Source organism: Deltaproteobacteria bacterium (genome assembly GCA_016709225.1).
Lineage (GTDB): Bacteria > Myxococcota_A > Polyangia > Nannocystales > Nannocystaceae > Xiheibacterium > Xiheibacterium phototrophicum.
In genome coordinates this window covers 887,450-911,582 of record JADJEE010000002.1, presented here as the reverse complement: position 1 = coordinate 911,582, position 24,133 = coordinate 887,450, and the positions used below count along the sequence as shown (strand labels likewise).

Here is a 24,133-nt window from a genome sequence, read left to right as displayed (position 1 = left end):
CCATGCGACGCATCGAAACCATCCTCGCAACCTGCTCGCTCGCGCTCATGACCTTGGTGGGGGGCGCTGGCTGCCGCTCGTTCGACCTCGAGCCCCCCGCGGGCTTCGCCGAGGTCAACGCCGGCAAGTACGGCGCCCGCATGAAGGCCGGCGACGACGTCGGGCTCAACCTCGCGGTGTTCGACAACGTCGACGGCGGCACGCTGCAGTTCTGGAGCGTCGATCTGGTCAAGAAGCTGGCTCGGCGCGGCTACACCCTCGAGGGCCAACAGCCCGCGCGCAGCAAGAACGGCGTGATGGGCACCCGCTTCGACTTCTCGTACCAACCGCCCGGCACCGAGGCCCACAAGTTCTACTCGGTGGTGCTGTTCGTGAGCGACGCGAACGTCGTCGCACTGCAGCTCGCCGGCGAGGCCGCGCTGCGCAGCACGTACATGAGCAAGGTCGATGGCATCGCCAGCGACACCGTGGTGCGGGGCTGCAGGTCGTGGACGCGCGTCTGCGACGGCCCCCAGCCCGACAAGCTCACCGCGCCGGCGAGTGCACCCGCGGCCGCAGCAGGCGATACCACCGAGCTCGCCAGCGACGACAAGCCCGCCGCGGGCTCGTGAGTGGAGCGCACGCCGACGAACGGTCGATCAGCGCGGACGCGCCTCGATCGTCAGTCGCGTGCGACCGGTGTCGAAGCTCGAGGACAGCTCGTAGGCCTGCGCGCGCGAGAGCGTGCGCAGGCCCGAAAACGCGGCGCCGCCGTCGAATGGTGGCGGCAGCTCGCCGGCGGGCGCCGACAACGTCCACGCCGAGACCTCGCCGCCCATCGCCCCGGGCGCACGGCGCTCGAGCGCGTCGGCGAACTCGGGCAGCCGATGCAGCCCGTGCAGCCCCGCGGCCTCGACCTCGGTGCCGCGCAGCGCGAAGCGCATGCCCTCGGGCAGCTCGAGCGCTCCGGGTGAGCGGCCGGCGAGTCGCAGCGCGTCGGTGTGGCCGAGCAGCGGCTCGTTGCCGACGGTCTGCGCCCACGCGAGTCCTTCGGCCGACAACAGCTGGATCGCGCGCAGCACCTTGCCATCGTGGCCGTAGGGGGCCACGAACGCCACGCGATCGAACAGCACCGGCGGCACGAAGCGGGTGTCCGTGGGCTCGACGAAGCGCTCGGCGAGCAGCGGCGAGGTCGCGATGGCGGCGCGATCGAGCTCCTCCAGCATCGCGCGATCGAACTCGACCAGGGTGCCGTCGTCGGGGGACGACAGCGGCGCGCGGCTGGTCACCGGCGGCGCCAGGGCGGCCGCCAGCGTGGTGACCTGCGCGGCGAAGATGCGGTCGGTCAGCGGCGCGCGTGGGACCTCACTGGGCGGCTGCGCGAAGTGATCGAGCACGAGCATGCCGTCGCGCTCGCGCACCACCACCAGCGCGCGACCCGAGTCCTGGCGCACCACCGCCACCACGTGCTCGAGATCCACCAGTGCGCGCACGTTGTCGTCGACGCGGGCGGGTAGCGGCTCGCCGCGCACGAACACCTGCGACCCACCGCCGTGGTTGGCGACCAGCGTCTGCACGTGCTCCACGAACCACCCCGGCCGGTCGGTCTTGCCGACCAGGCGCCAGTGCGTCCACGGCAGCTCGATCGAGCCCAGGGCGGTCTCGAGGGGCGCCAGCGCGACGGCGAGCTTGCCGGTCAGCGCGTCGGTGTTGCAGCCGGGCACCGTCGGGGTCTGCATGCACGACGCGACCAGATCGCGCAGGCCCAGCTCGCGCGCGGCCTCGCAGGTGCAGCGGCCGCCGATGCGCGTGGCCTCGCGGTCGACGCTGTCGTGCAGCGTGAGGATCGCAGGCAGGCCCGAGCTCGCGATGTCGATGGTCGAGCTCGCGGGGGCCTCGAGCACCGCGCACACCGTCGTGTCGCGCTGGAAGCCGAGGTCGTCGAGCGCGATCGGGTCGAGCTGCCGCGCGAGCAGACCGGTCGGCACCGGCGGCGCGGGCACGCCCTGGATCGCCGGCGCCGGCGGGTTGCGGCCCGCGGCCGTGCACCGCACCACCGCGGCGCGCTCGCCGATCCAAGCCAGCGGGTCGCGCTCGCGGCTGCAGGCCGCGAGCAGGCCGAGCACCGCCGCGACGCCGATGCGGGCGGGCGTCGAGCGAGGCCGGTGACCTCGCGGCACTGCCGTGCGCCGAGCGGCGAAGAACACGGGCATGGACGCGGCGAAGGTAGCACGAAGCGCGCGGGCCTCGAAGGCGACGGCGCGCGCGGGGAAGCGGCTATCATCGCCACCGGTGCTCGCCGCGATGCTCCGTTCGTTGCCGTGGGCACTCGTGCCTGCGCTCGTCGCGTTCGTGCTGGCGCCGCGACCCGCCGCACCGTGGTGGGCGCTCGCGTGGCTGTGCGTCGCGTTCGTCGCGTCGCGTCCGTGGCGACGGCCGGCGCAGCAGCGCGGCGCCACGCTGGTCGCGGTCGTGCTGGCGGCGGCCGCCGCACTCGCGGCCGCGCGCGCGCGCGGGCTCGTCGACGTCGCGTACCGCGACGACTGGCCGCATGTCGACCTCTCGCAGACCAACCTCGAGGGCGAACCACCCACGTGGCTCGAGGTCGCCGGGGTCCTGCGCGACGCATGGGTGCTCGGCGAGTACCGCGTCGGTGAGGGGGAGCTCCCCGATCAGTCGAAGGCCGCCGACGCGGTGCTGATCCCGATGACGGGTCGCGCAGGTGCGATCGTCACCGGCGGTGCGGTCGTGGTCGCACGCGTGCGGTCGGATCACCCCCGCGGCGAGGGTGTGGTGGTGCTCCGAGGCCACACCGAGGCGCTCGCGCCCGAGCTCGCGGCAACCCTGGTCGACCTCGGCGGACAGGCCTCGGCGCCGGTGCGCGGCGTCCTGCTCGACACGTTGCAGGTGCCGCAGCACCGCGAGGCCGTCACTGCGGCAATCGTCGCCGCGGCGCTCGCGTTGGCGGCGTGGATCACCGTCGCTGTCGCGCGCCGCCGCGATGGCGGCGTGTTACCGTAGCGCGTGCAGCAGCTGCGCTGGTCCACGACATGCGTGATGTTCGTTCTTGGCTGTGGTGCGCCCGCCGGTGACGTCGGTCCGGGCGACACCACCTCCACGTCCGCGGCCACGCAGGGCAGCAGCAGCGGCAGCTCGAGCGACGCGAGCACGACGACGACGACGGCGCAGGATGGCTCGACCGGCGCGCCCGTCGGCGACGGCGTGCTGCAGTGCGTCGAGACCTGCGAGGTGCCCTCCGAGTGCTGCTTGCCCGGCACTGCGTGCCCGGGGCCGTACCCCTCCAACGTCGATTGCGTCGACGGGTTGTGTGTGCGGCCGCAGTGTGACGACGACGCGTCGTGCACCGCCATCGACCCCGCGCAGACCTGCGCGCTGGTCGGCGGCCTGCGCACGTGCGTCACCGCCTGCGCCGAGGACGGCGACTGCGCTGCGCTCGGAGACGGCTACACCTGCAGTGCCGACACCGATGACGGCGCCGCGATCTGCTTCCTGCGCTGCGACGCACCGGGCGTGATCTGCGGCAACCAGACCTGTGATGCCGGCTCGGGGCTGTGCGCGTGCGCCAGCTCGGGCCAGTGTCAGTCGGACTGGGTCTGCGTCGACTGAACTGGCCCGCCGCGGGCGTATCATGTCGCGGTGTACTGCTCGCTGCGACGCGTCGACATCGTGACCGAGTCCCCCAGCGGGGAGCGCGTCCTCGTGCAGACCGATCATCGCGCGCCGGCCGAGATCGACGAGATGCCGGAGCTCTCGGTCCTGTTCGCGCTGGCCCGCGTCCTGCTGCCGCAGCGCGTGCCCGAGTGGGCCGGCGCGGTGGTGCGGTACGTCGCGCTGGGTGGCGCGCATCCGCTGGTTGCGCAGGCGGTCGCAACCGCGGGCGGCGAGCTGTACGTCGAACAGACGCCGGTCGATCTCTCCGAGGTCGCGCGCGTCGACCCGGGTGAGCTGGCGGATCAGGCGTTCGCGGCGCTGTCGCGACGCGTGCTCATGCGCGAACAGCTCGAGCTCGGCGAGTCGGCCCTCGAGGAACTCGAGCGCAGGCTCGCGGGGACCCCCGAAGAGGACGACGACGAGGTCGCCTACTGGACCGCGGTCGCCGAGCTGGCGGCGGTCACCGGCGAGGTCATGCGAGAGCGCTACGGCGGGCGATGGATCGCCGACGCGCACGGCTACGCCGACATCCCGTTCATGTTCCGCGGCGCCGACGACGACGCGCAATCCAACATCGTCGGCAAGGCGGTGCGGTTCCTCGCCCACGGCGAGGCCCAGAGCCCGCGTCTGCTGCTGCGCGCGTTCGAAGATCGCGGCACCCCCGACGGGCCGTTGTTGTTCACGCTCAAGCCGGCCAGCTGGGGGCTCGACAACGAGATGGTGTGGGAGTCGTTGACCACGCTGGCGCCACCGGGGACGGATGTGCCGGTCATCGTCTATGGCCACGATCACCCCAACACCTTCGCGATGTTCAAGCACGACCGTCCGCGCGATCGAGCGGTGATGCGCGAAGAGGCGCTCGCCAACCTCGCGGGCGTCGAGGTCGAGGTCGAGCGGGTCGAGCTGGAGCGGTTCTCGTTCTGGATCGCCCACGGCAGCTACTTCGCCGGCGAGAAGCTCCTCGACGTCGCGTTCATGCAGCGCATGCACGAAGAACTCGGCCCGTTGATCGCCGCGTCGGTGCCCGAGAAGGGGCGCCTGTTCCTGATGGCCGCCTCCGACGATGCCGATGCACTCGCGGGCTTCGTCGCGCTCACGCGCGGCGTGCACCAGCGCAACGAGGGCGGCCGTCAGATCTCACCGACGGTCTTCCTCGTCGCCGAGGGGCAGATCATCGGCGTGGCTGCGCCCGCGCCGGACGACGACGGCGGGAGCAAGCCGTCGCGGCTGTCGAACTGACGTCGTCCGCTTTCGTCGCCGCCGCCCTCGTCACGCACTCACGGCGCGATCGTGCAGACGAACGACGCCTGGCCTAGCTCGCTGTCGACCGCGTAGCCACCCAGCAACGCGACGCCGCCGTCGGAGGTCTGCGTGTGGTCGAAGGCGTAGGCGGCCGTGTACTCGGGTTCTGTCACCGACCATCGCACCGCCCCGTCGGCGTCGTAGGAGCGCAGCTCGAGGCCGAGCTCGGGCGCGTCTTCGTACGACAGCAACACGACCACGCCGTCGCGGTGGGGGACGACGCCGACCGGCCTGGGCAGCGGCCCCACGTTGGGCACGTCGTAGCGCACCGAGAGGAACTCGAACTCGCCGTCGAAGTGACTGATCGCGAGCCCGCCCTCGACGTTGCGGACGCCATGCCAGCCCGCGGTCGACTGCACCAGCGGTGCGATGAGGCCCTCGACGCCCATTGGGTCGTGGAAGCTGTAGCTGCCATCGGTGATCCCACCGAGCACGCCGCGTCCGCGATAGCCGAGGTTGTCGCCCGTCATGATCGAGAACCATGCGAGCACGCGGCCGTCCTCGACCGGCGCGAGGATGCGGCCGTAGCCAAGCCCGCTGCCGTCCTCGGTCCAGCGCCAGCTCGTGCTGCCGTCGGCGTCGTAGGCATCGACGATCTCGTCGAACGGGATGATCGGCGGGATGCGATCGCCGTACAGCACGCCGACGACGTAGACGTTGCCGAGGCCGTCGACGCCGACGTCGTGCCCCTCGAGGAACGGCCCGTCGGGGTTGCCTTCGTTGGCGGTGACCAGCTGCGACCACTGCACTTTTTTGGAGGCGTCGCGGCGCTCGACGACGTAGCCGTCGCCGGGCTCACCCTCGGTGGGGAGATACAGCAGTGCGATCTCACCGCCGGTGCCGATCGCGAACGCCCGGAGATAGCCGCTCGCGTCGCCCAGGACGGTCGCGATGTCGCCGTCGTCGCCGAGCTGCACGAGCATTGGGGCGCCCAGATTGGGTTGTAGGGCGAGCACCACCGTGTCGTCCGCGGCTCGCTCGATGCCGATCGCATTGGTCCAGTTGCTCGACGACCGGCAGGTCACCGCGACGTCGTCGCACGCGCCGATGCAGGTGCCATCGGTGGCGTCGCCCGCGGTGGTGTCACCGCTGTCGGCCACCGAGACCGCCGAGGACGAGGCATCACCGCTGCTGTGGTCCGCGGCCGACGCGATCGTGACGTCACCGCCGTCGCTGCCGCCGTCGGTGGCGGTCTCACCGATCACCCCCGGCCCGATGATGCAGCCGCCCGAGAACATCGCCGTCGCCAGTGTCCATCGCTTCGTCATTCGTGCTCCTGCACGTGGACATCTCCGGCACCGGCGAGGTTGATCATGCGCGTGTCGAGCTCGCGTTCGATCTGCCGTCGCAGGCGGACCAGGCGTCCGTGCCCCGCGAATCGGGCGCGGTGTCGGGCCAGCTCGCGACGCGCCGACGCGCTGTCGCCGTGGATCATCGCCTCGCGCGCGGCGATCAGCATCGCGATCTCGGCCTCGAGATCGGCGTCACCCGGCAACCCCACGGCCGCACCGACCCCACGGGGCGCGCGTGTGCGGTGCGACGGCGAGCCCTGGTCGCCGCTCGCATCGAGGACCGCGACCGCGCGTGCACCGGCCGCAGAAGGCAGCAGCGCGGGGGTCGTGCGCGCCGCATCCGTGTCGGCCAGTGCACCATCGTGCGCGGCGATCGGGTCGGCGCGGTCGGCTGCCTCGGTGGGCGCGGCCGCGAGGCCCCCCACCGCGACGGCGGTCGTCGTCAGCGCCACCGCCGAGATCGCCAGCTTGCCCGTCCAACCCCAGCCCGCCCCTCGCGCGATGGCGGCCGCGATCGGGGCCCCCGCCTTCGCGGCGGCGCCGATCGACGGCGCGATCGCAATCCATACCTGCGCGCGGGCGTGCTCGGGGGGTCGCGGCACATGCTCTGCGTGGGCGAGGACGTGCGCGCAGCCGTCATCGCCGAGCGCGGCGAAGTGCTCGAAGAAGCGGCGCCTTGCGGCCTGCAGGCGCGAGTATGCGGTGTTGGGGCTGATGCCGAGCGCGGCGCCGAGCTCGACGCGACCGAGCTGCTCGAGCTCGCCGAGCACGAAGGCCTCGCGCTTGTCGGCGTCGAGGCCGTCGAGGAATGCGCGCAGCTGCGTCCACGCCTCGTGCTCGCGCACCGCGGTCTCGACACAGATCGCCGCCGGCTCCACCGCTGCGAATGCGCGCTGCCGTCGGGTGCGTCGCGACTCACCGCGGCGGTATCGCCACGCGATCTTGCGGACGATGCCGAACAACCACGCCCGGCGCTCGCGTGCGCCGTCGAAGGCATGCCAGCGCCGGTACGCGGTCACGAACACATCCTGCGTCGCGTCCTCGCAGTCGGGCGGGGCTACGCCCAGGCGCGCGAGGCCGCGCCACGCGATCGGGAAGTGATCGCGGTAGAAGTGGCTGAAGCGCACGGGCGCTTCGGGGGCCTCGATGGGGCGGCTCATGGGTGGCGCCCCCCTGTCATCTCCGGCTCCGTCCGATCGGATCACGGGGCCGCCAATTTCGCCGCAAATGCCCCAGTGCGACCACGAATCCGAGGGTCGCCCGGACCCCGCCCGGCCCCGTCACGACCGCTGCCGCGGGGCGGTCGCGCAGCGCGAAGCTGGGGCGCCGCAGGGCCACGACGCCCTCGAGGCCGGCGTCGATCTGCACGCGCTCGTCGGCGGGCCAGCGCAGCGCCAAGCGGCCGACACCGGCGAGCCACAACGCGCGGCTGCGCTGCGGTACCGGGGCATCGTCGGCGATCGCCGAGACCACGCCCACCTCGAAGCCGAGGCACGGCCCGATGCGCAGGCGCGCCGCCACGAAGTCCGTACAGCCAGCGAGCGTGGTGTTCCACGAGGCCACGCTCGCGTGCACGCCGGCCACGCCGGTGATCGGTCGACGTCGCACGGCGAGGTAGCGCCCGCCCAGCTCCGCCCGCAGTCGACGCCAGGCGATCGCGGCAACGATGCCCACGCCGACATCGACGCCGGGGAGCTCGGCGCGGCCGACCACGCCGTGCAGGCCGAGCAACCCGCCGACCGCGGGAGCGGGCGGCGGACGCGGGCCGACGTCGTCGGTCACGATCGCGACCACCGCGAGCGGATCGACGATGGACTCGCTCGCGGATGGCGGCGGCGGGTCCGGTGGCGTGGGCGCGGGCGCGGGCGCGGGCTCGGGTGCCGCGGCAGCTTCGTCGGCGGCGGCGCTGCGCACCGCGAGGGTGGGATCGGCCGCGACCGCGACCACCAGCGCGGCGACGTCCGCGAGCGCGTCACAGTCGCGCGCGTGGTGCTGCTGCGTGGCCTCGGCGTGACCGACCAGCGCGAGCGTCAGCGCGAAGCCGTCACCGCTCCGCACGACCTCGGCATCGGCCACCGCGTGGGCCTGCGGCTCCATCAACAGCGCCTCGGTGCGTGCGCGCACCGAGGCCTCGTCGGGGCACTCGGAAGGCGCGCGCCAGTGCAGCTCGATCCGTGGCGACGACGTCGCGGCGCTCGGCTCGGGCACGAGCAGCAGCGTCAGCGCGGGTCCCCATCCCATCACCATCGTCGATGCTAGCAGGGGGCGGCGAAGCGTCGCGATGCGACGATGGCCCGCGCCGCCGCGCCGCCGCGCCCGCGCTCACGGCTCGGACCAACGGTACAGCCATGCCCGGACCCGGGAGCCGTCGTCGCAGGACACCTCGGCCTGCACGCGCAGGTAGGTCGGCGGCCCGGCGGCGACCTCTTCGTACGCGTCGAGGTCGGTGAAGTCGCCATCGATCTCCCACAGCTCTCCGCGGACGACGGCGTCGCCGTCGCGTAGCGCGGGGTAGCCGTCGATCATGTCCACGCGGCCGCGGACCTCCGCGTTCCCGAGCGGCCGTCCGCGCGCGGCGAGCAGGGCGTGGGCGGGGTGCCCGGCGCCCGCCCGCAGCGTGCCGTAGACGAAGAGCAGCGGCTTCGGACCCGCGGTCATCCGCGACCAGCATGGCCCTTGGCGAGCGTCACCGCGGGGGTGGCCGCGCGCCCCCGCAACGCCGAGGACTTGAATGTCACGTCGACGTGACGCTACAGTTGCGGGTATGCGACTTCGCCACGCCGATCTCCTCGCTGCCGCGACCGCTGGCGTAATCTGCCTTGCAGCTTCGGCGTGGGATGTCTTCGGGGGCACGCACGTGTCCGCAGCTGATGCTCGGGTCGAGGCCGCGATGTACCTCACGGCCGCGCCGACGCAGACCCAGCTGGAGGACGCGCGATGGCGCGTCAGCGACGGTCGCGACACGGCGTGGATCGATGCTCGCAGCGGCGAGCTCGTCGAGATCGCGTTCGAGCCCGTCGACACGCCCGCGCGTCAGTGATCGCGACGCCACTGCGCGAGCGCGGCGGCACGCGCAGCCCAGCGGGGTCCCGCCTCGACGTACGCGCGTCGAGCGGCCTCGGCCAGCTCCAGCGCGCGGGCTCGATCGTGATCGACGATCACGCGGGCGAGCGCGAAGCGTAGTTCCGCGCGTCGCTGCGGCGGTGCGCGCTCGGGCTGGATGCGCAGTGCGTGCTCGAGCAGCGCGGCGGCCTCGCCAGGGCGTTGCTGGGACTCGAGCACCTCGGCCAAGCCGATCGATGCATAGACGCGACGCGGATCGTCGCGGCCGCCGAGCTGCTCGAACACCGACAGCGCGTGGCGATAGCTGGCGGCCGCGGCATCGAGCTCGCCGAGCTCCCGCTGCGCGTCGCCCAGCAGGTCGAGGGTCTTGCCGACGGTGTCGTGCAGCTCGCCGAAGGCCTCGAGACGGATCTGCAGCGCGCGCGCGAGGTTGGTCCGCGCCTGTGCGGCGCGCCCCAGCCGCAGCTGCACCGCGCCGAGGTTGCCGAGGCCGGCCGCGACGTTGGGGTGCGACTCACCCAACACTTGGATGGCGACCTCGAGACCCGCGGCGTACTGGACCTCGGCCTCGGCATCGCGACCGAGGTCGGAGAGCGCGAGTCCCATGCCGTTGCGTGCCGCTGCGACCTCGGTGTGGTTCGCACCGTAGGCCGCCACCGCGATGTCGTAGGCCTGCTGCCACAGCGCGAGGCCCTCCGCCGGTCGATCCTGTGCCGTGCGCAGCATCGCCCGATTGCCGACTGCGAGGCCGTAGTCGGGGTGCCGTTCGCCGACGCGCAGTGCCAGCGTCGCCGTCATGCGATCGATCATCCGCTCGGCGTCCTCGTAGCGCTTGGCCGTGACGAACGCCCGCGCCAGCGCGTGGAACAGGAACGGGTCGTCGTGGATCGCCGGATCCTCGGAGGTGTCGGCCAGCTCGAGCGCCAGCGACAGCGACGCGAGCGAGGCGTCGAGGCGCCCACGGACGAGCTCGAAGTGCCCGATGTCGGTCAGCATCGGTATCCGGAGGTCGAGCGGGTTGCCCAGCCGCTCGAGCGCGCCGGTGGCGACGCGCCCGTAGACCTCGGCGGCATCGAAGCGAGCGTCGAGGCCGCTCTCGACCAACACGAGCTCCGACGCGCTGTGGGCAATCGCGCGCTCGTAGCCGCAGGCGAGCGCGGCCTCGAACGCGGCGGTGAAGCTCGCGGACGCCGGCGCCGGCAGGGCCCGTCGACGCTGCCAGCGGCCGCGGACCATGAGCGCGTCGACCTCGAGCGGCGCGTAGCCGAGGCCGCGCGCCCGCGCGAGCGCGGCCTCGATGCGAGGCTCGAGGTTGGCGTCGGCGTGCAGCGAAATCGCGGAGCCGATCGCGGCCAGCTCCGCACGGGTGTCATCGACGTCGCGCCGCAGCAGTGGGTCGTCGGGCAACGCGGGCTCGTGCAGGATCGCCTCGGGGTCGGCGCAGGCCTCCACGTTGGGCAGCGCGTTCGCGGCGGTGACGGCGTGCTCGAGCACGGCATCGCCGCCATCGGCGAGCGCGCGCGTGAGACCGTCGAACTCGTGGACGCGCCGGTCGATGCAGACGATGCGGCGATCGAGCGTCGCTGACGACTGCGTGCCGTGGACGTGGGTGGCTTCGCAGGCCTCGCGACGGCCATCCACGAGCTGGCGCGCGTAGTCGTCGAGCCGGGCCGTCACGGTCGCACCACTGGTCGCGGCCCACGGCTGCGTGCTGCTGGCGAACACCGCCGCGACCGCGTCCTGCCGCGGTCCGTCCCAGGCCCCGCGCAGCGCGTCGGGGTCGTCCGCGCACGGTGCAGTGGGGCGGGTGGTCGCGAACAGCACCGCCGCCGTGCCGCCGAACACCGCGGCGGCGAGCGCCGGCGGCCGCCAGCGTCCGCGGTCGCGCGCGAGCTCGGCGACGAACGATCGCATGTCGGCGAAGCGGTCGACGGGATCGAGGGCGATCGCGCGGTGCAGCGCGCGTCGCAGCCACGGCGGCACGCGCCGGGGCGGCGCGCCGTCGCGTGTCGCCGGGCTACGGATGCGCCCGGCGGTGACGTTCGCGGCCAGCTCGGCGAGGGTCTGCCCGGCGAACGGTCGCGTGCCCCACACCGCCTCCCAGAGCGCGACGCCGAGGGCGTACACGTCGCTGCGGGCATCCACCTCGCGGCCGCGGTACTGCTCCGGCGACATGTACAGCGGCGTGCCCATGATCTCGCCGGTGGCGGTCAGCGACACGTCGAGGCTGCGCGAGCCCGAGTCGCCGCGGCCGGTGGCGGCTTCGGTCGGCTCCGAGAGTGACGGCACGCTCGGGGGCGCGACCGCACGCGCGAGCCCGAAGTCGAGCACGCGCACCCGGCCGTCGCGACCGATCATGATGTTGTCGGGCTTGATGTCGCGGTGCACGAGGCCGACGTCGTGCGCCGCCGCGATCCCGCGCCCGGCGGCCACGAACACGTCGAGGATGGGCTGCAGGCGCCGCTCGTCCTGGCGCAGCCAGGTGCTGAGCGTCTGGCCATCGATGTACTCCATCGCGACGTAGATGCCCTCGGGCGTGCGTCCGACGTCGTGGATCGTGACCACGTTCGGATGGCTCAGCTGGGCCAGCGCCTGGGCCTCGCGAAGCAGCCGGGCGGAGCCGGCCTCGTCGTTGCTCACGCGCCCATGGACCAGCTTGAGCGCCACGCGGCGATCGAGCTCGGGGTCGTAGGCGAGGTGCACCACGCCCATGCCGCCGCGTCCGATGCGATCGATGACGACGAAGCGGCCCACCAGCCGGCCCCGCGCCAAGGTGCCGCTGGTGGCCGGGTCGGGGTCCGGCCCGGGCCGCACGGTGTCGGCGTCGCTCGGGGTCCGCAGCTCGTCGCCGCTGACGCGCTCGCGGCCCGCGGAGTGTTGGGTCGGCGCGTTGGCGGCGGCGTCGTCGAGCAGCGGCGGCACGAATGCCCGCCATCGTACGTCAAGGTGCCGCGTGCCGTCAGCCCGCCGGGGGAATGCACACCGTGCCGCCCTCGATCTGCGCGTTGGTGCGGAAGGTGTTGAGGAGGCGCCACGACGGCGGCTCGAAGTCGGGGATCGTGCCGTCCTCGTTGACGTTGGTCACGTGGTACGTGTGCTGATTCCAGATGCGGCGGGCCTGAATCCAGCGGTCCTGCGAGTCACGGATCACCTGCAGGGTCGGCGTCAGCTGCTGGTTCTCGAAGTTCTTGTTGGAGACCACGAGGATCTCGGCGGCGCCGTCGTTGTCGACGTCGGCCACCACCGGGTACTCGATGAGCGTGCCCGAGCTGCGGTCGACCTGCAGCGACGCGTTGCCGTCGATGTCGAACGCGAACAGGTGGTACTCGTCGGCGAACATCGCCTCGGCGGTGCCGTCGCCGAGGAAGTCGAAGGCGGTGCCGGCCGCGACGCCGCTGGGGTCCTGCACGTTGGCGATCCACATCACGCTGGCGTCGCGGTGGTACGCGGCGTAGTGCGACGCGGAGCTGACGGCGAACTCCGACACGCCGTCGCCGTCGAAGTCGTGCACGGTCGCGGGCCGGAACCACGAGAAGCCGCTGGGGTCGCCCGAGGGCCGCGCGTTGGCGTACTTCACGGTGCCGTCGTGCTCGAGCACGGTGATGCCCTCGGTGCTGATCACGAGGATCTCGGGGTCGTCGTCGTCGTCGAAGTTCGCGACCTGCGGGAAGCCGGGCGCGATGGTGTCGTCGTCGTACCAGACGGTGCCGTCGGGGTGGTAGGCGTCCTGGCCGCGGATGAACTCGAGCGTGCCGTCGCCGTCGAGATCGGCGGCGGTCGGGGCCGTCAGCGCCCCCGCGAGCAGGCCCGCCTGCGCCCCCGCGGTGAACAGCGTCGCGCCGGTGTCGCCCGCGACCACGACGCCTGCGACGTAGACCTCAGCGGGGCCCTGGTTGTCGAGGTTGGCGATGCCGATCGCGGTGCCAGCCATGGCGCTGAAGGGCGCGGTGCTGGTCCACTTCGGCGTGCCGTCGTGCTCGAACGCCACCATCGTGGCTGCGAACGGCAAGCCCGCGCTCGCGACGATCTCCGGCAGGCCATCGTCGTCGATGTCGCCGACCGCAGGCGTGGTGTTGGGGTCGAACATGCCCGGCAGCGAGAAGTGCTCGACGCCGGTCGCACCGTCGAGGATGTGGATGGCGCCGAACGCAGTGCCGACGTGCAGGATCACGTCGGGGATGTCGCAGACGTCGATCTCGCCGTTGCCGTTGTCGTCGGTGAGGTTGATGACCAGCGGAGTGTGGTACGACTCGCCGCCGTCCCAGCTCCACTGCACCTCGGCATCGAAGGCGTTGGGTGGCGCTTGATCGTTGCAAGGGACGGCGCCGCGCGGATCGATGTCCGCGGGGGTCTCCATCGTGCACGCCGCGGGGCCGTGGGCCATGTCCTCGCGGAACCCGACGTCGAGCGAAGGACCGCCGCCGCCGGAGCTGTCGGCGCTGGTGGTGCCGGAGCCGTCGGCTGCGACCGTGGTCGACGATGGCGCCGGTCCGGCGCTCGAGTCCGCACCGCCGCCGGTGCCCGAGTCGAAGGGATTGGTCTCGTCCTGACCGCAGGCGAGCGCGCCGGCGATCGTGACGAGGGCGAGCAGGCCGGTCCGCGTCGTCGTCATCCGGAGGGCGGGTGTTGACCCGGGCGGCACGGGGTTCCCGCGCGGGCTCGTGAGGAATCCGGCCGCGCGCGGCCGCGGCGGCGTGGCGGCGTCAGGTGCCGAAGGCGCGCCGCGCCAGCCAGGTCGCGACGTCGTCGCGGCCGAGCGTGACGAAGGTCAGGACCGCCACCACGAGGCCGAAACCGGCGGCGGCGAGGCCCACGTAGGCCAGCTGCGGCATCACGCGCATCACGGGCACCAGCTTCAGCAGCGACACCACCGCGCCGATCATGCCCAGTACCGACGCCGCGCGGACCAGCGCGCGCGCGGTCTCGCTGCCGCGCACGAGCCCGAGGACGGCGGCGCCGGTGAGCACCAGCGAGATCCACGGCGCGCGGGTCTCCGGCGACTGCGCGATCATCCACGCCATCAGGGCGAGGTGAAGTCCGAAGCAGGCCATCACTGCCTTGAGCAGGGTCGGCATGCTCGCCAGCGAGGGGACCGCGGAGGTGGGGTCGGGGCGTGACGCGTGCTCATGCATGCCAGCGAAGGCGGACACGCGCGGCGATCGACGCAGTCACCCCGCGTGGTCGAACTCACGGCTGCGGCGATCGAGGTCGCCCCGCAGCATCGCGAGCGCGGCAGGGTCGGTCTCGAGGGTCGCCAGCAGCTCGCGCAGGCGATCGCGGGCCCGCGTGATGCGGCTGCGGATCGTCGTCGCCGGGACCCCGAGGGCGTCGGCGATCTCCGGCCCGCTCAGCCCCTCCCAGTACGCAAGCTCGAGCACGCACTGCTGCTCGAGCGGTAGCTGCTGCAGCGCGAGCGCCAGCAGGCGCTGCCGATCGTCGCGCGCCAGCCGGCTCGATGCGGAGGTCACGAGGTCGGCCATCGACGTGATCGCGGGATCGACCTCGCGGAGGTGCCGGCCACGGAGGTGGTCGACCAAGCGATGCCGCGCAATCGCGAAGAGATACGCCCGCACGCTGACGCAGCCCATGCGATCGCGGCTCTCGACGCAGTCGAGGAAGGTGCGCTGCACGAGGTCCTGCACGTCGTCGCCGAGCTTGCTGCGGAAGAAGCGGGCGATCGGATCGAAGTGGCGCTGCAGCAGCGACTGGCCGGCGTTGCGGTCGCCACCGCGCCACGCGTGCAGCAGCTGCAGATCGTCGTCCACGGCGTCGATGCTACCATCGCAGGCACCGCGCGCGATGGCGACCGAACGCACCACGTCCGAGGCGCGCGCGGGCGCGCCGGCGAGCACCGACGCCGGGCTGTCGCGCGCGCTCGGCGAGCTGCGCCCGGCTCATGATGTGGTGCAGGCGCAGCTGTTCGCGTCGGTGACCGCAGCGCTGTTCGGCGCGCCCGTGGCTGCGCCGCGGCTGGGCCCGTACACACTCGTCGATCGCGTGGGCGCCGGTGGCATGGGCACGGTGTTCAGCGCGTGGGACGACCGCCTCGAGCGACGGGTGGCGCTCAAGGTCCTGCATCGCGGACACGCGCGGGCGCGTGCCGACGAGGTGTTGCGCGAGGCCCGAGCGCTCGCGCGGGTCATCGATCCCCACGTCGTGCCGGTGTACGACACCGGTCGCGACGCGCATGACGACGCCTGGATCGCGATGGAGTTCGTCGCGGGCACCGACCTGCGGGTGGCGGCGCGGCGCGAGCAGCCGACTGCGGTGGTGCTGGCGCGCTGGCTGGCACAGGCGCTGGCGGGGGTGCTGGCCGCCCATGCCGCCGGCATCCTGCACGGCGACCTCAAGCCCGAGAACCTCCTGCGGGGCGACGATGGCCGCGTGCGCGTGGTCGACTTCGGCATGGCGGTCGAACCCGAGGTCGGCGACGACGCGCGCGGTGGCACGCGTGGGTTCCTCGCCCCCGAGCTGATCATCGGCGGTCGGGCCAGCGCGGCCAGCGATCTCTACGCGTTCGCCGTGACCGCCGAGGAACTCCGCGGGGAGGCCGGCCTCCATCGCTGGCCACGTGCGCTCGAGCGTGCGCTGCGACGCGCTCGCGCTCGCGATCCAGCTCGCCGCGGTACGGCGGGCGAGCTGGCGGTGGCGATCGGCGGCGTGGTCCGCCGCGATCGCGACCGCCGTGGCCTCTTCGCCGTGCTCGCGCTCGGGGTCGTCGCGGGGGTCGCGACGATCGCCACCGGCGACGGCATCGATGCCTGCGCGCGGCTGGCCGACGACCCCGGCTGGGAGCAGGTGATGCCGCGCAGGGTCGCCGCTGCGCTCGCGCGCTTCGGCGCGGCGGGCCAGCGTGCCGCCGACGATCTCGCGCCCCGGCTGCAGGACACCGCACGCTCCTGGCACGCCACGCGCGAGCTCGCCTGCGCCAGCGCCCCAGCCCGCCGCGCGCAGCTCGACGCGTGCCTGCGTCGCAGCAATCGCGAGCTGCAGTCGCTCGTGCTCGGGCTCGAGACCGCCTCGAGCTTCAGCGGCAACGACGGCGCGCGGCTCGGCGAGGTCATCGGCGATCCGGCGCGCTGCGACGAGGGCACCGCGGCGCCGGACGGCGAGCGGGTCCAGCTCCACGAGCAGCTGTTGCTGACGCAGGTGCTGCTCGACGCCGGGGACTTCGCAGCCGCCGAGCCGCCCGCGCGCGCGGCATGGGAGCAGGCCCGTCGCAACGCAGATGCAGAGATGGTTGCGCGCGCGGCCTACCTGCTGGGTCGCACCTACGCGGTCGCGGGACCGGCCGCCCAGGCGCGCGAGCTGCTCGAGCGCGCGTACTACGTGGCCGAGGCCGCCGCGCTCGACGACATCGCGGCGGACGCGACGATCGTGTTGATGCACCTGCTCGGGGGCTCGATCGATCCCGAGGCTGCGCTGGGCTGGCGTCGCCCGCTCGAGGCCGAGCTCGCGCGCGCGGCGGCCGAGCCCGGCCTCGAGGCTCGCGCGCGCGTGGCAATCGCCCGCGCGGCCGAACGGGTCGGCGACCTCGCGACCATGCGCGTGCAGGCGCGCGAGCTGCTGCGGATGGTCGACGACGGTGAACTCGACGGCGATCCGGTCGCGCAGCTGCGCGCGCGCACGCTCTACGTCACGGTGCTGCGGCTCGACGGCGACGTACCGAGCCTGCTCGCCCAGCAGCTGGCCTCGCTGGCGATTGCGAGTCGGGCATTCCGGCCCGATCACCCCGACGTCGGCATCACGTGGGTCGGCGTCGGCTCGGCATGGGACGACCTCGGCGACGTCGAGCGTGCGATCGCGGCCTTCGAGCGCGGTATCCCGCTGCTCGAGCGCGCCGAGGTGCCACGGCAGCTCGCGCTCGCGCTGTACCTGCTGGGACGGGCGCAGCTGGCCGCGGGGCGCCTCGACCAGGCCCAGCACGCGTTCGAGCGCAGCGCCGCGATCTGGGCCACGACGGTGGAGGCCCACCATCCCGATCTCAGCTTGCCGAGCATCGGGCAGGCCGAGGTCGCCCACGCCCGTGGCGACTACGGCACCGCGCGACGGCGATACCACGAAGCGATCGAGATCCTCGGGCCCGATGACCCCACCGTGGGTTGGCCGCTGTTCGGACTCGGCGAGACCGAGGCCGCAGCCGGCGACGCCGCGGCGGCGCGGCTGCAGCTCCGCCGCGCGCGGGAGCACTTCGGCGACAACCCCATCATGACCAGCGAGACCTGGTTCGCCGAGGGCAAGACCTGGGCGCGCGAAGGTCAGTCGGCGCGCGCGCGGCAGTGCTTCGCCGCCGCCTCCGCGGCGATCGAGGGCATGGTGATCGGCCCCGAGCTGGCGACGGCGATCGCAGCCGAACTCGCGGCGCTGCCGTAGCGCCCGGGCCGGGTTCCCCGACCGTGCAGACGCATCGGCCGCCGATCGCGGGCCCAGGCCGGGCCGCGCGATCTCGGCGCGACGGCGGACCCGAGACCCAGGGTGTTCAAACATTGAACAAACACCTTGACCAACCTTGGACAAGGCGTCATCCTGGGGCAGTCGACGCCGCGCGTCGACCGAACAGGAGCGGACCCGTGACCATGACCCGACGGACCCCCAGCGTTTCGACCCGCAGCCACGGCGGTGGCCGCCACGCGGCCGACGAGATCATCGGTCGCTACCTCCACGAGCTCGACGCGCAGCCGCTCTTGCAGGGTGACCGCGAGACCCAGGCCGCGCTGCGACTGCAGGGGCTCAAGCAGCAGTACTGGCGCCGCCTCTTCGCGATCGCGCCGCTGCGCAGCGCGATGGTCGAGGTCATCGTCGCCGCACGTGCGCAGCTGCGCGGCGAGATCGATCTCGAGCCCCTGCGCGCGCTCTCGCGGCAGCGCGGCGAGCTGGCAGGCGCCGACGTCGAGGCGTTGCTCGAGTCACTGGCCTACGCCGACGGTGGCTGCGAGCTCGCCGACCGCTTGGCCGCCGATGTGCACGCGCTCGCCGACGGTGCGACGCCATCGAGCCTGCGACTGCGCCGCGCGGTGGAGTCCGGCGCGCTGTCGTCCGCGAGCGCGAGCCTGCACGCGTGCCGCGCCGCGATCACGGCCGCGCGGGAGGCGTTCGCCCGCGCCAACCTGCGTCTGGTCGTCACCATGGCCCATCGCTACCAGTCGACCGGCCGCCTGCCGCTCTCGGATCTGATCCAGGAGGGCAACATCGGCCTCATGACGGCGGTCGACCGCTTCGACCCCCGCCGGGGCTTCCGCTTCTCGACCTACGGTGCGTGGTGGATCCGACACGCGATCAGTCGCGCGCTGTCCGATACCGGTCGCACCGTGCGACTGCCGGTACACGTGATCGATCTGCAGTGCCGCGTGGCCAAGCTGCGCCGCGAGTTCGAGCGTGCGAACGGACGTGCGCCGGAACAAGCCGAGCTCGCCGCCGCGCTCGGCACCTCCGAGGCCAAGCTGCGCAAGCTCGACCTGGTCATGCGTGAGCAGTCGATGCCGCTCCCCGACGACGAAGAGGGCACCCGCGACGCGCTGCGCGACGCGCTGGCCGACGACGCGCCGGCCTCCGACGAAGATCTGCACGAACGTCGCTTGCTCGACGTGCTCGAGCGGGCCTTCGAGGAACTCGACGACGGTGCGCGCGACATCCTGCGGCGTCGCTTCGGCCTGGACGGCGACGAGCCGATGACCCTGCGCGAGGTCGGCGAGGCCTACTCGCTGTCGCGCGAGCGCATCCGCCAGCTGCAGCAGGGAGCGCTCACGCGACTGCGTGGCGCGCTCGAGCGCGACGGCTTCGCCCGCGCGGACGTCTGCGAGGGCCGCGAGGCATAGCCGGAAACGACGAGCTGCTTCACGCCAGCTGACGCTGGTCGCCGTAGCGGGCGAGATACGTCGCGAGCTGTAGCTTGCGTCGGGTCTGCTGGCTCGTCATGTAGCGCACGGTGCCGAAGATGGGACGCTCGGGACCCCACGGACGGTCGTAGCGGCCGAAGGTCCACAGGATGCCGCTGTACGAGTTGGGATCGCGCCCATCCAGTGCCCAACGGTTGTTGAGGTGGATGAGGTGCTCGAGCGCGACCCGCGGGTGCTCGCTCCACTGCAGCACGAGCTTGCCCCACAGCATGCGGAGGTAGTTGTGGATCGCGCCGCGTTCGCGCAGCTCGGTCTGGGCGGCGTTCCAGATCGGATCATGGGTCATGCCGCGCTCGAGTGCGTCGCGATCGTAGTGCCAGCCGCGGGGATCGCCGGCGTGCCGCTCGAGGGTCTGCAGCGCCCAGGTCGGGAGCGAGTCGTAGCGCTCCAGATCGTCGCGGTGGGTCGCGAAGTTGTGGCCCAGCTCGCGCCAGGTCACCAGCTGATCGAGGAAGCCCTCGACCGGCGACGGCAGCCCCCAGAAGCCCTCGCGCGCGCCGTTGCGCACCGCGCCGAGATCGGCGGGCGTCCAGTCGTGCTGCTTCCCGATCGCGCGCAGCACCGCGTGCGGGCCGATGTGGCCGACGTGCAGGTGGGGTGACAGGCCGCTGGTCGCGTCGCGGTCGGGGTGATTGCGATCGCCGTAGTGTCCGAGCCCCGACGCGAGGAACTCGCTCAGCCGCGCGGCCGCGGCCCGCGGCCCACCCTCGACGTCCACCCGGCCAGGGGCGTGGTCGATCGGCAGCCGTGCCAGCGCCGCGGGGGTCGCGGCGAGCGTGTCCACATCGGCGGCCGGCCAGCGGCGCATGATGTCGGCCGGTACCACCGCGCCGCGCACGACCGCGTCGCGCAGCGGTCGTGCCCGCGGGAAGCGTTCGAGATGGATCGGCAGCAGCTGCTGCAGCTGCCGCCGGAAGGCGTAGGCGGTCACCGCCGCGGTCGCGGTCGCTCGCAGGGGTACCAGCCCGACGCCGTCGATCGCCTCGAGGCGCACCGGTGAGGCGTCGATGCCCGCCCGCAGCATCGCGGGGAAGTGGAACGACGGGTGGAAGTCGGTCACGACCACGCATGCGCGGGCCGCCAGCGCGGCGAGCAGGCCCTTGCCGGCGCCCACGGTCGGCTCGACGTAGGCGTGCAGCGCGACGCCAGCCGCCGTCGCCGTGCGCAGGTTGTCGCGCATGCCGTCGAGCACGAACGCGTGGTGGCGATCGGCGGCCCAGGGGTAGTCGCACCGCAGCGCCTCGAGCACGAGCAGGGGCCGGCCCAGCTCGTGGCACCACGCCACCGCGCGGTCGAGCGCAAAGTTGTCGACCAGCCGACGGCTCGCTCGCATCCAGTACAGCACGTACTCGCCGTCGGGCCGCACCGGGGCCTCCGAGGTGACCACACGGCGCAGCGCGGGCGAGTCGGCGACGACGTCGTGCACAACCTGGAAACTACCATTGAACCAACCTTTGACAACCGAGCACCTCGGCCGTAGCTTCGGGGAACCGGAGGTCGGGACGACGTCGATCGCAAAGAGCACGGGCCGCGGCAAGTACCGCATCCACGCCGTCGAGGAGATCACCGGGGTCCCGGCGGCGACGCTGCGCGCATGGGAGCGCCGCTACGGCGTGCCGGTGCCCGCACGTACCTCGTCGGCCTACCGGGTCTACTCCGACGACGACATCGCGATCATCCGCCGGATGGTCGAGCTGTGCGAGAGCGGCATCGCCCCGTCGGAGGCGGCCCGCGTTGCGCTCGACGAGCGCATCGAGTCGGACCCGGCACCACCCCAGGCAAACGAAGATGCCTTCGCGCCGCTGCGCGAGCAGGTGTTGCGCGCCGTCGAGGCCTTCGATCCCCGCGGGCTCGAGCGCGAGCTCGAGCGCGCGGCCGCCTCGGCACCCGCGGGGACGATCGTCGACGAGGTCCTGCGACCGGTGTTGCTCGAGGTCGGCGAGCGCTGGCACGCGGGCACCATCACGGTCGCGCAGGAGCACCTCGCGAGCGAGGCCATCGGCACCATCTTGCGCCGCATGATCACGCTCGCGCAGCCCGAGGGCGATGCCCGTCAGGTGGTGCTCGCCGGCTTCGCCGACGAGGAGCACGCGTTCCCCCTGCAGATGCTCGCGGTGCACCTGGCGACGTGGGGGTACCGCGCGGTGCTGCTCGGCACACGCACGCCGCCCGCCGCCGTGCGGCAGGCCGTCGACGAGCTGGCGCCGGTGTTGGTGTGCCTGTCGTGCACGCTGGCCCCGAGCCCGCATCGCGCGCGCGAGCTGGTCGACGCCTACGCGGACGCGGTCGGCGAGACCCCGTGGATGGTCGGTGGTGCGGCGGCGGCCGGCCTGCAGCGCTTCGTCGAGGCACGCGGCGGCACGGTCGCGATGCCCGAGGCCACCCGCAACCTGCGGCCCTCGATCGATCGGCTGGCCGCGCGCCGGCGGCCGTCGCACTGACGCCGGCGTCGGCCTTGCGCCGCGCGGGACGGTTTCGCAAGCTCTAGGCCCCGTGGCCGTGCTTGCGCTGACCAGCTCCCGTGTCGTGCTCGACGACCAACTGCGCGACGCCACCGTGGTGATCGAGGGCGAGCGCATCCGCGAGGTGCGAGCAGGCCAGGTGGTGCGGCCCGGCGAGACCCACGTCACGGTCGATCCCTTCGTGCTCGCGCCGGGCGTGGTCGACAGCCACGTTCACATCAACGAGCCCGGTCGCACCGACTGGGAGGGCTTCGCGACCGCGACCCAGGCCGCCGCCAGCGGTGGCGTGACCACGGTCGTCGACATGCCGCTCAACTGCATCCCGGTCACCACCACCGCGGCCGCACTCGCCATCAAGTGCGAGGCCGCGGCCCCGCGTCTGTGGATCGACGTCGGCTTCTGGGGCGGCGTCGTGCCCGGCAACGCCGACGACCTCGCCGCGCTCGCGCAGGCCGGCGTGCTCGGCTGCAAAGCCTTCATGGTGCACTCCGGCATCGACGAGTTCCCCGCCAGCGACGAGGCGGTGCTGCGGGCGGCGATGCTGCGGCTGCGCGACGCCGGCGTTCCGCTGCTGGCCCACGCCGAGCTCGACGTCGCGGCCGCGCCGGCGCAGGGCGACCCGCGCTCGCATGCCTCGTGGCTGAGCTCGCGACCGTGCGCGATGGAGGACGCCGCGATCGCGCTGCTCATCCGACTCTGTCGCGAGACCGGCTGCGCCGTGCACGTGGTGCACCTGTCGTCGGCGGACTCGCTGCCGCAGATCGCCGCCGCCAAGCGCGAGGGCCTCCCGCTGACGGTCGAGACCTGTGCCCACTATCTGTGCCTGCGCGCGGAGGACATCGCCGACGGCGAGACCCACTTCAAGTGCGCGCCGCCGATCCGCGACGACGACAACCGCGCCCGCCTGTGGCAGGGGCTGCGCGACGGCACCATCGACTTCGTCGTCACCGATCATTCGCCGTGCACGCCGGCGCTCAAGCAGCTCGAGCGCGGCGACTTCCAGGTCGCGTGGGGCGGGATCGCGTCGCTGCAGCTGGGCCTGCAGGCGGTGTGGACCGAGGCGCGGGCGCGCGGCGTCGGCATCCCCGAGCTGTTCGCGTGGATGTCGAGCCGTCCGGCCGCGTTCGCGGGACTCGCCGCCCGCAAGGGCCGCATCGCGGTCGGTCACGACGCGGACCTCATCGTCTGGGATCCGGACACCGCCGCGACGATCCACGCCGCACAGCTGCGCTTTCGTCACAAGCTCTCGCCCTACGTCGGACGAACGCTGTACGGCGCCGTGCGTCAGACCTACCTGCGCGGCACCATCGTGTACGATGGTACCGCCGTGCATCCTGCGGCGCGCGGCGTGGCACTGCTGCACCGCGACCGCGCCCCCCGCACCCTCGGACGACCATCATGACCGCCAAGGATCTCCACGCCGCGACCTTCACGGGGCTCGTCAATCTCGCCGACGAGTTCCTCGGCGCGCAGGCATTGCTCGCCAACGACGAGTTCTTCGCGCCCAAGGAGAACCTGCTCAAGTCCGGCCGCGGTGTGTTCCTGCCCGACGAGTACACCGATCGCGGCAAGCTGATGGACGGCTGGGAGTCGCGTCGACGTCGCGGGCCCGGCCACGACTGGTGCATCATCAAGCTCGGCACGCCAGGCCGCGTGCGCGTGCTCGACATCGACACCAACCACTTCCTCGGCAACAGCCCGCCGTATGCGTCGGTCGACGCGATCGCGGCCGCGCCCGACGCCGACCCCGACGTGCTCGCGCGCGAGGGCAAGTGGTACGAGCTGCTGCCGCAGTCGCCGATCCGGCCCGGCTCGCAGAACATCTTCCCCATCAGCCACGGCGAGTCGTGGCCGCGCTCGTGGACGCACCTGCGCCTCAACATCTACCCCGACGGCGGCGTGGCCCGCTTCCGCGCCCACGGCGACATCGAGCCCAACTGGAACATGTCCGACGTCGACACCGAGGTCGCGCCGCGGCTGCAGCCCGGCGAGGTCGATCTCGCGGCGGTGCGCCACGGCGGACTCGCGCTGGCGTGCTCGGACATGTTCTTCGGGCCCATGAACAACCTGCTGTTGCCGGGCCGTTCGCAGAACATGGGCGGTGGCTGGGAGACCCGTCGCCGCCGCGGCCCAGGCTTCGATTGGATCATCGTGCGCCTCGGTGCGCCCGGCGAGATCGGCCTGCTCGAGGTCGACACCAACTTCTTCAAGGGCAACTTCCCCGACTGTTGCTCGCTCGAGGGCATCGATGCCCCGCGTGCACCGCTGACCGAGCTGGTCGACGCCTCGGCGGCGTGGCGCGGGGTGCTGCCCGAGACCAAGCTGCAGCCGCACACGCGCCACTTCTTCCGCGACGAGATCGTCCAGCGGGGGCCGTTCACCCACGTGCGGCTGTCGATCTACCCCGACGGCGGCATCAGCCGCCTGCGTGTGTTCGGCAATCGCGTGCAGGGCTCGACGCCGTGAG

20 protein-coding genes are annotated in these 24,133 nt (G+C 72.9%); 10 read left to right on the top strand and 10 right to left on the bottom strand.

Going from position 1 to position 24,133, the window contains the following annotated elements; translation table 11 throughout:
• Positions 1-2: 2 nt before the first annotated feature.
• Positions 3-611, top strand: coding sequence for a hypothetical protein (locus IPH07_17940; protein ID MBK6919282.1), 609 nt, complete (start codon positions 3-5; stop codon positions 609-611).
• Between the two features lie 27 nt (positions 612-638).
• On the opposite strand, the gene IPH07_17935 is transcribed toward IPH07_17940, so the two are convergent.
• Positions 639-2,192, bottom strand: coding sequence for a hypothetical protein (locus tag IPH07_17935; GenBank protein MBK6919281.1), 1,554 nt, complete (start codon positions 2,190-2,192; stop codon positions 639-641).
• Positions 2,193-2,283: 91 nt separating this feature from the next.
• Here IPH07_17935 and IPH07_17930 point away from each other — a divergent pair, with 91 nt between their 5' ends.
• The 3 genes from IPH07_17930 to IPH07_17920 are packed head-to-tail and all read left to right on the top strand — an operon-like array spanning position 2,284 to position 4,890.
• Entirely contained in the window at positions 2,284-3,000 is a 717-nt protein-coding gene (locus tag IPH07_17930) for a hypothetical protein (GenBank protein MBK6919280.1), read from the top strand.
• A gap of 36 nt (positions 3,001-3,036) precedes the next feature.
• Positions 3,037-3,606: a hypothetical protein gene (locus tag IPH07_17925; GenBank protein MBK6919279.1), complete on the top strand. Its 570-nt coding sequence runs from the start codon at positions 3,037-3,039 to the stop codon at positions 3,604-3,606.
• A gap of 30 nt (positions 3,607-3,636) precedes the next feature.
• Positions 3,637-4,890, top strand: a complete 1,254-nt coding sequence (locus IPH07_17920; protein ID MBK6919278.1) for a hypothetical protein — start codon at positions 3,637-3,639, stop codon at positions 4,888-4,890.
• 38 nt (positions 4,891-4,928) lie between these two features.
• Here IPH07_17920 and IPH07_17915 read toward each other — a convergent pair whose 3' ends face one another.
• From IPH07_17915 to IPH07_17900, 4 genes are all read right to left on the bottom strand, one after another.
• Positions 4,929-6,221, bottom strand: a complete 1,293-nt coding sequence (locus tag IPH07_17915; GenBank protein ID MBK6919277.1) for a hypothetical protein — start codon at positions 6,219-6,221, stop codon at positions 4,929-4,931.
• Positions 6,218-7,405 (bottom strand): sigma-70 family RNA polymerase sigma factor, encoded by a 1,188-nt coding sequence (locus tag IPH07_17910; GenBank protein ID MBK6919276.1) that lies wholly within the window; start codon positions 7,403-7,405, stop codon positions 6,218-6,220. The genes IPH07_17915 and IPH07_17910 overlap by 4 nt, the downstream gene beginning before the upstream one ends.
• A 16-nt stretch (positions 7,406-7,421) precedes the next feature.
• On the bottom strand, positions 7,422-8,486 hold the full coding sequence (locus tag IPH07_17905; protein MBK6919275.1) for a hypothetical protein: 1,065 nt from the start codon (positions 8,484-8,486) through the stop codon (positions 7,422-7,424).
• Positions 8,487-8,567: 81 nt separating this feature from the next.
• Positions 8,568-8,903, bottom strand: a complete 336-nt coding sequence (locus IPH07_17900; protein MBK6919274.1) for a gamma-glutamylcyclotransferase — start codon at positions 8,901-8,903, stop codon at positions 8,568-8,570.
• 199 nt (positions 8,904-9,102) lie between these two features.
• Between IPH07_17900 and IPH07_17895 the strand changes: the two genes are divergently transcribed.
• Positions 9,103-9,285: a hypothetical protein gene (locus tag IPH07_17895; protein ID MBK6919273.1), complete on the top strand. Its 183-nt coding sequence runs from the start codon at positions 9,103-9,105 to the stop codon at positions 9,283-9,285.
• Here the strand turns inward: IPH07_17895 and IPH07_17890 are convergent.
• The 4 genes from IPH07_17890 to IPH07_17875 form a co-directional block, all read right to left on the bottom strand.
• Positions 9,279-12,230 (bottom strand): serine/threonine protein kinase, encoded by a 2,952-nt coding sequence (locus IPH07_17890; GenBank protein MBK6919272.1) that lies wholly within the window; start codon positions 12,228-12,230, stop codon positions 9,279-9,281. The genes IPH07_17895 and IPH07_17890 overlap by 7 nt on opposite strands.
• A gap of 37 nt (positions 12,231-12,267) precedes the next feature.
• The gene (locus IPH07_17885; protein ID MBK6919271.1) at positions 12,268-13,920 is read right to left on the bottom strand and encodes a VCBS repeat-containing protein; all 1,653 of its coding nucleotides are present in this window, start codon (positions 13,918-13,920) and stop codon (positions 12,268-12,270) included.
• A 91-nt stretch (positions 13,921-14,011) separates the two neighbouring features.
• Complete coding sequence (locus IPH07_17880; protein MBK6919270.1) at positions 14,012-14,383, bottom strand: hypothetical protein; 372 nt, start codon at positions 14,381-14,383, stop codon at positions 14,012-14,014.
• Positions 14,384-14,476: 93 nt separating this feature from the next.
• Positions 14,477-15,073: a sigma-70 family RNA polymerase sigma factor gene (locus IPH07_17875; protein ID MBK6919269.1), complete on the bottom strand. Its 597-nt coding sequence runs from the start codon at positions 15,071-15,073 to the stop codon at positions 14,477-14,479.
• A 34-nt stretch (positions 15,074-15,107) separates the two neighbouring features.
• Here IPH07_17875 and IPH07_17870 point away from each other — a divergent pair, with 34 nt between their 5' ends.
• Positions 15,108-17,681, top strand: a complete 2,574-nt coding sequence (locus tag IPH07_17870) for a serine/threonine protein kinase (GenBank protein ID MBK6919268.1) — start codon at positions 15,108-15,110, stop codon at positions 17,679-17,681.
• Positions 17,682-17,884: 203 nt separating this feature from the next.
• Positions 17,885-19,123, top strand: coding sequence for an RNA polymerase sigma factor RpoD/SigA (locus IPH07_17865; protein MBK6919267.1), 1,239 nt, complete (start codon positions 17,885-17,887; stop codon positions 19,121-19,123).
• Between the two features lie 19 nt (positions 19,124-19,142).
• Here IPH07_17865 and IPH07_17860 read toward each other — a convergent pair whose 3' ends face one another.
• The gene (locus IPH07_17860) at positions 19,143-20,600 is read right to left on the bottom strand and encodes a deoxyribodipyrimidine photolyase (protein MBK6919266.1); all 1,458 of its coding nucleotides are present in this window, start codon (positions 20,598-20,600) and stop codon (positions 19,143-19,145) included.
• A gap of 115 nt (positions 20,601-20,715) precedes the next feature.
• Between IPH07_17860 and IPH07_17855 the strand changes: the two genes are divergently transcribed.
• From IPH07_17855 to alc, 3 genes are read left to right on the top strand one after another with little or no spacing between them, the layout of a single operon-like run.
• Complete coding sequence (locus IPH07_17855; protein MBK6919265.1) at positions 20,716-21,645, top strand: MerR family transcriptional regulator; 930 nt, start codon at positions 20,716-20,718, stop codon at positions 21,643-21,645.
• Positions 21,646-21,703: 58 nt separating this feature from the next.
• Complete coding sequence (gene allB / locus IPH07_17850) at positions 21,704-23,068, top strand: allantoinase AllB (GenBank protein ID MBK6919264.1); 1,365 nt, start codon at positions 21,704-21,706, stop codon at positions 23,066-23,068.
• Positions 23,065-24,132, top strand: coding sequence for an allantoicase (alc, locus tag IPH07_17845; GenBank protein MBK6919263.1), 1,068 nt, complete (start codon positions 23,065-23,067; stop codon positions 24,130-24,132). Before allB ends, alc begins: the two co-directional genes overlap by 4 nt.
• The last annotated feature ends 1 nt before the right edge of the window (position 24,133 follow it).

Excerpts from the sequence above, each read along its gene's own strand:
- IPH07_17905 (MBK6919275.1), bottom strand. The coding sequence starts at position 8,486 with ATGGGATGGGGACCCGCGCTGACGCTGCTGCTCGTGCCCGAGCCGAGC.
- IPH07_17915 (MBK6919277.1), bottom strand. The coding sequence starts at position 6,221 with ATGACGAAGCGATGGACACTGGCGACGGCGATGTTCTCGGGCGGCTGC.
- IPH07_17925 (MBK6919279.1), top strand. The coding sequence starts at position 3,037 with ATGTTCGTTCTTGGCTGTGGTGCGCCCGCCGGTGACGTCGGTCCGGGC.
- IPH07_17870 (MBK6919268.1), top strand. The coding sequence starts at position 15,108 with ATGGCGACCGAACGCACCACGTCCGAGGCGCGCGCGGGCGCGCCGGCG.
- IPH07_17940 (MBK6919282.1), top strand. The coding sequence starts at position 3 with ATGCGACGCATCGAAACCATCCTCGCAACCTGCTCGCTCGCGCTCATG.
- IPH07_17885 (MBK6919271.1), bottom strand. The coding sequence starts at position 13,920 with ATGACGACGACGCGGACCGGCCTGCTCGCCCTCGTCACGATCGCCGGC.
- IPH07_17935 (MBK6919281.1), bottom strand. The coding sequence starts at position 2,192 with ATGCCCGTGTTCTTCGCCGCTCGGCGCACGGCAGTGCCGCGAGGTCAC.
- alc (MBK6919263.1), top strand. The coding sequence starts at position 23,065 with ATGACCGCCAAGGATCTCCACGCCGCGACCTTCACGGGGCTCGTCAAT.
- IPH07_17880 (MBK6919270.1), bottom strand. The coding sequence starts at position 14,383 with ATGCCGACCCTGCTCAAGGCAGTGATGGCCTGCTTCGGACTTCACCTC.
- IPH07_17930 (MBK6919280.1), top strand. The coding sequence starts at position 2,284 with ATGCTCCGTTCGTTGCCGTGGGCACTCGTGCCTGCGCTCGTCGCGTTC.
- IPH07_17865 (MBK6919267.1), top strand. The coding sequence starts at position 17,885 with ATGACCCGACGGACCCCCAGCGTTTCGACCCGCAGCCACGGCGGTGGC.
- IPH07_17900 (MBK6919274.1), bottom strand. The coding sequence starts at position 8,903 with ATGACCGCGGGTCCGAAGCCGCTGCTCTTCGTCTACGGCACGCTGCGG.
- IPH07_17910 (MBK6919276.1), bottom strand. The coding sequence starts at position 7,405 with ATGAGCCGCCCCATCGAGGCCCCCGAAGCGCCCGTGCGCTTCAGCCAC.